The sequence below is a fragment of the Micromonospora sp. NPDC001898 genome (assembly GCF_042891255.1).
Lineage (GTDB): Bacteria > Actinomycetota > Actinomycetes > Mycobacteriales > Micromonosporaceae > Micromonospora.
The window spans coordinates 1-7,445 of sequence record NZ_JBIATC010000010.1 but is presented as its reverse complement, the minus strand read 5'-3'; the positions used below and the strand labels follow the sequence as shown (position 1 = coordinate 7,445).

Annotated in this window: 6 protein-coding genes; 2 read left to right on the top strand and 4 right to left on the bottom strand. The window is 72.8% G+C overall.

From position 1 onward, the window contains the following. Positions 1-3: 3 nt before the first annotated feature. Positions 4-1,131: an alpha/beta hydrolase family protein gene (locus ACFYZF_RS20855; RefSeq protein ID WP_387023152.1), complete on the top strand. Its 1,128-nt coding sequence runs from the start codon at positions 4-6 to the stop codon at positions 1,129-1,131. A 102-nt stretch (positions 1,132-1,233) separates the two neighbouring features. On the opposite strand, the gene ACFYZF_RS20850 is transcribed toward ACFYZF_RS20855, so the two are convergent. The 4 genes from ACFYZF_RS20850 to ACFYZF_RS20835 form a co-directional block, all read right to left on the bottom strand. Further along, complete coding sequence (locus ACFYZF_RS20850; protein ID WP_387023402.1) at positions 1,234-1,869, bottom strand: helix-turn-helix domain-containing protein; 636 nt, start codon at positions 1,867-1,869, stop codon at positions 1,234-1,236. A gap of 166 nt (positions 1,870-2,035) precedes the next feature. Further along, entirely contained in the window at positions 2,036-2,644 is a 609-nt protein-coding gene (locus ACFYZF_RS20845) for a class I SAM-dependent methyltransferase (protein ID WP_387023150.1), read from the bottom strand. A 76-nt stretch (positions 2,645-2,720) separates the two neighbouring features. After that, on the bottom strand, positions 2,721-3,434 hold the full coding sequence (locus ACFYZF_RS20840; protein WP_387023148.1) for a hypothetical protein: 714 nt from the start codon (positions 3,432-3,434) through the stop codon (positions 2,721-2,723). Positions 3,435-3,729: 295 nt separating this feature from the next. Further along, the gene (locus ACFYZF_RS20835; protein ID WP_387023146.1) at positions 3,730-4,200 is read right to left on the bottom strand and encodes a PLAT/LH2 domain-containing protein; all 471 of its coding nucleotides are present in this window, start codon (positions 4,198-4,200) and stop codon (positions 3,730-3,732) included. A gap of 192 nt (positions 4,201-4,392) precedes the next feature. Between ACFYZF_RS20835 and ACFYZF_RS20830 the strand changes: the two genes are divergently transcribed. Next, a complete protein-coding gene (locus ACFYZF_RS20830) occupies positions 4,393-7,245 on the top strand; it encodes a BTAD domain-containing putative transcriptional regulator (RefSeq protein WP_387023144.1) in 2,853 nt (950 codons plus the stop codon). Positions 7,246-7,445 lie beyond the last annotated feature (200 nt).

Sequence of the window (7,445 nt, the reverse complement as noted above, 5' to 3'; positions counted from 1 at the left end):
CGGATGCACCTCCTCGTGGTGGTCGGCCCGGCAGTGGTGGCCGACCCCGCCCTGCTGGAGTCACTCGCCACCGCCGCGTGCGCGGAACTCGGCGTCACCGGCCGGCTGGTGACCGCCGCCTCCGCCGCCGAGGTGCGGTCCCTGGTCACCCAGACGGGGTCGCCCGTGGTGGCGCTGCCCGGCCCGGACCCCGGGGTGCGCGCCCTGATCGGCGACGCCCCGCCCCACGTCGTGTGGTACGACCTCACCGTCGAGCCGCCCGTGCCCGGCGCCGCCCACCTTCAGGGCCGGGGCGCCTGGGGCCTGGCGTGGGCCGTCCGGCACGCCGTGCACCGCCACCGGTCGCCGGCCACCCGGATCGCCTACGGGCCGTCGGCGGACCAGTGGGGCGAGCTGCGGCTGCCGCCCGCCGTCGGGGCGGGCCCGGTGCCGGTCGTGGTGCTGCTGCACGGCGGGTTCTGGCGGTCGGTGTGGGGAGCCGACCTGATGGACGCCCTCGCCGTCGACCTGGCCGGCCGGGGCTACGCGTCCTGGAACGTGGAGTACCGCCGCCCGGACCGGCACGACTGGGACGCCACCACCGCCGACGTGGCGGCCGGCGTCGCGGCGCTGGCGGGCCTCGCCGACGGCGGCCGGCTGGACCTCGACCGTGTCGTGCTCCTCGGCCACTCGGCCGGCGGCCAGCTCGCGCTGCGGGCCTGCGCCGACCAGGCCGGCGGGGCACACCGCGACCTCCCCGGCCCGCCCGGGGTCGCGGCGATCCGCGTCGCGCTGGCGGTGTCGCTGGCCGGCGTCCTCGACCTGGCCGAGGGCGAACGGCGGTACCTCGGCGACGGGGCCATTCCCGCCGCCCTCGGTGGCGCCCCCGCGACCGTGCCGCAGCGGTACGCCGCCGCCGACCCCATGGCCCGGGTGCCGATCGGGGTGCCGACCCTGCTGGTGCAGGGTGCCGACGACAGCCCCGACCTCGTCGACGCCAACCGCCGGTACGCCGTCGCGGCCCGCGCGGCCGGCGACGACGTCGACCACCTCGAACTGCCCGGCGACCACTTCGCCGTCATCGATCCCGGCTCGACCGTCTGGCGGGCCACCATGGCCGCCGTGGAGCGCCGGTTGGGTCGCCGGGCATAGGGCGTCGCCGCCGTGGCGGGCCCCGGAGACGTTCGCAGTGTTTCACCAGTGTGAACAAGCGCCGCTGGTGCCGCCGCCGCCCTGCGGGGCGGTCGACCGGCGTCAGAACAGCCGGGGGGTGACCACCGACACGACGGTCGTCACCGCGTCGGTGTCGTTGTACATCGAGTGCGGCACCGACGAGCGCAGGTGCACGCTGTCGCCCGGACGCAGCCGGTGCTCGACGCCGTCGACCTCATAGAGGAGTTCGCCGGAGATGACATAGGCGAACTCCTCTCCGGCATGGCCGTAGGCGGCCTCCCGGCGGCCCCCCGGCGCGATGTGCACCAGCATCGGTTCGAGCACCAGGTCCGGCCCTCGCTCCGACAGCATCCGGTAGGTCTGCTGGGCGGAGACGTACTGGGTGGCCGGGGTTTCCGCCCTGGTGAGGGTGAAGTGCGTGGGCAGCGGGCCGACCGCCTGGTCGGGGGAGTCGGCACCGGCGTCGAAGAACTCCGCCACCGTGTGGTCCAGGGCCTTGGCGACGCTGCCCAGCGCGGTCAGTCCGATGGAGGAGATGCCCCGCTCGACCTGGGAGAGGAAGCCGATCGACAGGCCGGAACGGGCGGCCAGACCGCGCAGCGTCAGCCCGCGTTCCTTGCGGTACTGGCGGATGCGCGTGCCCACCAGACCGGCGGGGGTGGCGTCCGCCGCCCGCTCGCCGGGCAGGGGCCGCTCCCGGACCTGGTTACTCTCCATGGACCGCACGGGGACCTCCTGTCGCGTCCCGGCGGGAGAGCCCGCCACGCTTGTTCGATGCTATCGAAACTTCGGGGTGCCCGCGATGGCCGCGCCCGTCCTGGCGGGCAGGCGGCGGGCCACAAGCGCCCCGGTGCAGCCGGACAGGCGGCCTCCGGGACCCGGCTCACCCCTCGGTCGCGACCGCCGCGATGGCGGCGTGTGGCCGATGAGCGCCTTCGCTGGGCCGTTGCAGGCGCTCGACCTCCGTGAAGCCGGCTCGCGTCAGTCGTTCGGAGATCTCGTCGACGGGCCAGCGATAGGCGGTCACGACCTTGTGGTCGAAGGCCGCGACCTCGTCGCCGTCGAAGAGACCGAGCACCAACGTTCCGGTCGGGGCCATTGCTCGCCGGAACTCGGCGAGCACGCCGTCGAGATCCTGCGGCGGTAAATGGATCAACGAGTACCAGGCCAGGATGCCGGCGATGGAGTGGTGGGCGACGGTGAGATTCTCCATCGACCCGAGCTGGTACCTCCCGCCCGGGTGGGCCGCCTGCGCGTGGGCGATGAACTCGGGAACCATGTCGATTCCCGTCGCGTCGACGCCCAGCGAACGAAGGTAACCGGTGATATGGCCAGGCCCGCAGCCCAGATCGAGCACCGTGCCAGGTCGACCCGCCAGATGCCGCCCGATGAAGGCGAGGTCGTCGGCGTGTACCTGCTGGCTCGTGCCGAACAGCTTGATGTAGAGCTCTGCGACGGACGTGTACGCCTGCCGGACCTGCGCCAGTTTCACCGAGCGACTGTATGAGTTCCCAAATCGACAGGGCAAGCCCGGGGCGCGGGAGGGGGTGCGGCGGGTCGCCGTGTCTTCAGGCCAGCAGACGCTCGCGCATCCTCGCGCCCGGGTTGATCCCACCCACTGCCCGAGGGGTGGTCGGATCGTGCACGTCGAGGGTGTTGTTGCGGCGCATGAGCTCACGGACCGGAGGTGGCAGCCGGGGCGGGTCGTCCATGGCTGCGAGGATCTGTCCGGCGGTGGAGATCAGTCGATCGGCCAGGGCCGCGGCGTCGGTGTCCACTCGCACCCGGCCGTACTCCCAGCCGGCGGTGGTGAGGTCGAGCACCTCGAACACGCGGGTCAGGAGCGGGTTCGGGTCGGTCACCCGGTCGAGCCGGGCCGCCTGGCTGCCGACCACCGCGACGGCGGCGGCCACCTGCGCGTACGGGTGGAAGCCGCACGGCAACGTGAACAGTGGCCAGCGCAGTGCCGGGCCGGCCTCCACCCACAGCGGCCGGTAGTTCCGGCGGTGCACCAGGAGCCGCCGGCCCGTTCGTCGGTGTACCTCGTGGGCCTGGGCCAGTAGGTCCGCGTGGGCCTCGTCGGCGACCTGGCTCACGATCCGGGCCGCCACCACCAAGCCGTCGTCGCCGCTCAGCATCCCGGTGACCGCCTCGACCTGTTCGGGAAACCGGATCTGCGCGTGGGCGCCGTACCGGTGCTGGACGTCGCGTAGCAGCGCCTGCTGCCGTCCCGCATCGAGCTGGACCTGCCCGCCGCCCAGCAACCGCTGGAGCCAACGCATTTTGCCTCGTTTCAGCCGAGCCGTCCGGACTGCGGCAATGCTAGTGCGTCGGACCTTCCAGCCCAAGAACAACCCTGAGCGTCGGCCCACCCGGGCCGTGCCCGGGGGAAATCAGGTGCGGCGACGATACGTAGGTGGCGCGGGCGTCGACGTGGTCACGGTGGGCGGAGCTGAACACAGATGCTGCTGCCCGTGTGGGTCAGGCGCCGGGTACGGCGGTGTCCCCGGCCGTCAGTCGGCCGGGGACACCCCTCGTAGCTGAGGCTGCGCCGCGATCACCAGATCGGACTCGACCTCACGGGCAGTCGAACCAGCGGGTCTCCTCGCCGTCGCCGTAGTAGGCGTTCATCGGGCAGTGGTACCAGGTCCCGGTGGCGTGCGCGTAGACCTGCGCGTACTCCGGGTACCACTCGGAACCGTTACTTCCCTTGTAGACGCCGATGAAATCAGGGCGTCCGATGTCGTACCACGAGAATGGCCCGAAATAGTCGTTGCTGTTGCGCTCGAAGTTGTCGGCCGAGTTGTCGAGGTTGACGTAGCCGGGGGACTCGGCGAGCGTGCCGTACACCTTCATCCGCACGGTGGCGTCGGTGCCGGCCCCGTCGATGTTCGCGGTGTGTACGAAGATCGTGTAATTCTGCACAGCGTTGGTGCCGATGCCGGCGGTCCTGGCGGCCGGGGCCGCGCTGGCGGCGGTACCGCCACCCAGCGCCATCGTCATCAAGACGAGCGCGCCGCCGAACGCGATCGGGATCCGGAATTTCACGGTGAATTCCTCCTGTTGAGAAGTGTGGATGATTGCTGTTGTTGCCGTGAACGAACTCTGGCAGGGGCCGCTGTCGCGCGGCTGACGTGGCGCTGGAATGCCGGTACCGTCCGGTGTCCGACTGAGCCGTCCAGGCCGTTTGTTCCGTCGATAGCCTGAGTCGAATCCTGTGGTTGAGGCGGGGGCGGGCCAATGCGAGTCAGGCTTCTCGGGCCGGTCGACGTGACCGCGGGCGCCACGGCCGGTACGGTTTCCGGAATCCGGCGCAAAGGCGTGCTCGCGGTGCTCGCCCTGCACCCGGGCGTGATCGTCAGCACCGACCGCCTGATCGACGTGATCTGGGGAGACCAGGCTCCCGCGACCGCGTCGAACAGCCTGCAGAGCCACGTTTCCTACCTGCGGCGCGTCGTGGGCGCCCGGAGCGCGATCGTGGCTCGCTCTCCGGGGTACGTGCTCAACCTGCCGGGTGAGGCCACCGATGTCGAGGTGGCCGAGCGGCTCATCCGCGAAGGCACCCTGTCGACCGACCACGGGCACGCCCGCACGGTGCTGACCAGCGCCCTTGAGCTGTGGCGGGGGCGATCGTTGGTCGACGTCGCCAGCCTCGGCTGGCTGCACGAGCAGGCCGAACGCCTGGAACACCTGCGGCTGGTCGCGGTCCGGGCGCTGGTCGACAGCCGCCTCGCGCTCGGCGAGCACGCGCAGCTCGTACCGGAGCTGGAGCTGCTGACCCAGGAACATCCCCTCGATGAGCACATCCACGAACAGCTCATGGTGGCGCTCTACCGGGCCGGCCGGCAGTCCGACGCGCTCGCGACGTACCGGCGGTTGCGCCGCACGCTCCGCGACGACCTGGGTATCGAGCCGAGCCCGGCGTTGCGCAACCGGGAGAGCGCCATCCTGGCGCAGGACCCGGCGCTCGCCTGGTCCGCGCCGGCCGGCGAGGTGGTCGCGGTCGCGGCCCGGGCATCCGCGCCGGCCCAACTACCCCCGGCGGTACGCGCCTTCGCCGGTCGTGGCGACGAACTGCGCTGGCTCGACGAACGACTCGGCCGGCCGGGTGAGCCCGATCCGCCGGCGGTGGTCATCGCGGCCGTCTCCGGCACGCCGGGAGTGGGCAAGACCGCGCTGGCCGTGCACTGGGCCCACCAGGTCGCCGACCGCTTTCCGGACGGCCAGCTCTATGTCAACCTGCGCGGCTTCGACGCCGGTGGGGTGCTGGAACCCGCCGACGCGATCCGTGGCTTCCTGGATGCCTTCGGCGTACCGGTGGAGCGGATTCCGGCTGGCCTGTCCGCCCAGTCCGCGCTGTACCGCAGCCTGCTGACCGGCCGGCGGGTCCTCGTCCTGATCGACAACGCCCGCGACGCTGCGCAGGTCCGCCCACTGCTACCCGGTGCGGCCGGCTGCCTTGTCGTGGTGACCAGCCGCAACCAGCTCACCTCCCTGGTCGCCGGCGAGGGCGCCCAGCCGCTCGCTCTCGACCTGCTGCCTGAGGCCGAGGCCCGGGACCTGCTGGCCTGCCGGCTGGGCAGTGACCGGGTGGCCGGTGAGCCGACCGCCGTCGACCAGATCATCGCGAGCTGCGCCCGGCTGCCCCTCGCGCTGGCCGTCGCCACCTCGCGTGCCGCCATCCGCCCCGGTTTCTCGCTGGCGGCACTGGCCGGTGAGCTACGCGACGCGGCCGACGCGCTGGACGCCTTCGACGGCGGCGACTCGGCCACCGACGTGCGCGCCGTCTTCTCCTGGTCCTATCAGGCACTGAGCCCGGCGGCCGGTAGGTTGTTCCGGCTGCTGGGGTTGCACCCCGGTCCGGACATCGCGGCACCTGCGGCGGCCAGCCTGGCCGGCGTTCCGCTGCGCCAGGCCCGGATGCTGCTGGCCGAGTTGGCCCGCGCTCACCTGCTCATCGAGCACGTGCCTGGCCGGTACGGGATCCACGACCTGTTACGCGTCTACGCGAACGAGCTGACCCACGACCTCGACAGCGACAGCGAGCGGCAGGTTGCCGTGCGCCGGGTGCTCGACGCCTACCTGCACGTCGCGTATGCCGGTGCCCGGCTACTCCAACCGTTCCGCGATCCGATCGACCTGGAGCCCGCCAGCCGTGGCGTGGCAGTGGTGGCGCCGGTCGATGCCGAGCAGGCGATGGCCTGGTTCGTCGCGGAGCATCCGGTGCTGCTCAACGCCGTCACCCGTGCGGCCGACGACGGGCTGTACGCGCACGCCTGGCGGCTGGCCTGGACCATGGCCGACTTCTTCGACCGCAAGGGTCACTGGCAGGACTGGGCGGCGACTCACGAGACCGCGCTGACCGCCGCCGACCTGCTGGTCGACCGTCGGGCCGCCGCGAGCGTACGTCTTGGCCTTGGCCGTGCCCGCGCCCAACTCGGCGAGTTCGCCGAGGCGTACGCCCAGCTCCGGCAGGCGGCCCACCTGTACGCCCTGCTGGGCGACGTGACCGGCCAGACGCACGCCGCCCGGAGCCTCGCCTGGGTCTGTTCCCGGCAGGGACGTCACCGGGAAGGGCTGGCCCACGCGAGGCGCGCACTGGAGCTGATCGAAGCCGTCGGCGACCGGGCCCTGCAGGCCCGCGCCCTCAACTCGGTCGGCTGGCAGTACGCCCAGCTCAGCGACCACGGTGCGGCCCTGCTCTACTGTCGGCGGGCGCTGCGGCTGGTGCGCGAGGTGGGCGACCGGTTCGGCGAGGCCAACACCTGGGACAGCCTCGGCTACGCCCACCACCACCTCGGCGACCACCAGCGGGCCGCCGAGTGTTACCAGCGGGCGGTGGAGCTGTTCCGTGACCTTGGTGACCGCTACTACGAGGCCGACACGCTCACCCACGTCGGGGAGAGCCACCAGGCGGCGGGCGACCCGGAGGCCGCCCGGCTCGCCTGGCTGCGGGCGTTGGACATCCTCGGTGCGCTGGGCCATCCCGACGCCGACCGGCTTCGCGCCATCCTCGGTCGGCACCGCGAGGTCGAGCCCTTCGACACCGAGCCCTACGCCCACCACTGGTTCGAGAAGCGCCTCGCCCCGTGACCGGCGCGGGGGGGGGGGGCCCCCCGGGGGGGGGCGCGCCCCCCCCCCCCCCGGGGGGGGGGGGGGGGGGGGGGGGGGCCCCCCCCCCCCCCCCCCCCCCCCCCCCCACGACCGGGGCCGGTCAGCCCGCCTGGAACGACTGGCGGACCACGCCGCCGACGAGCGCGCACCAGGTGCTCGTGCCGACCTTGCCGTTCGGG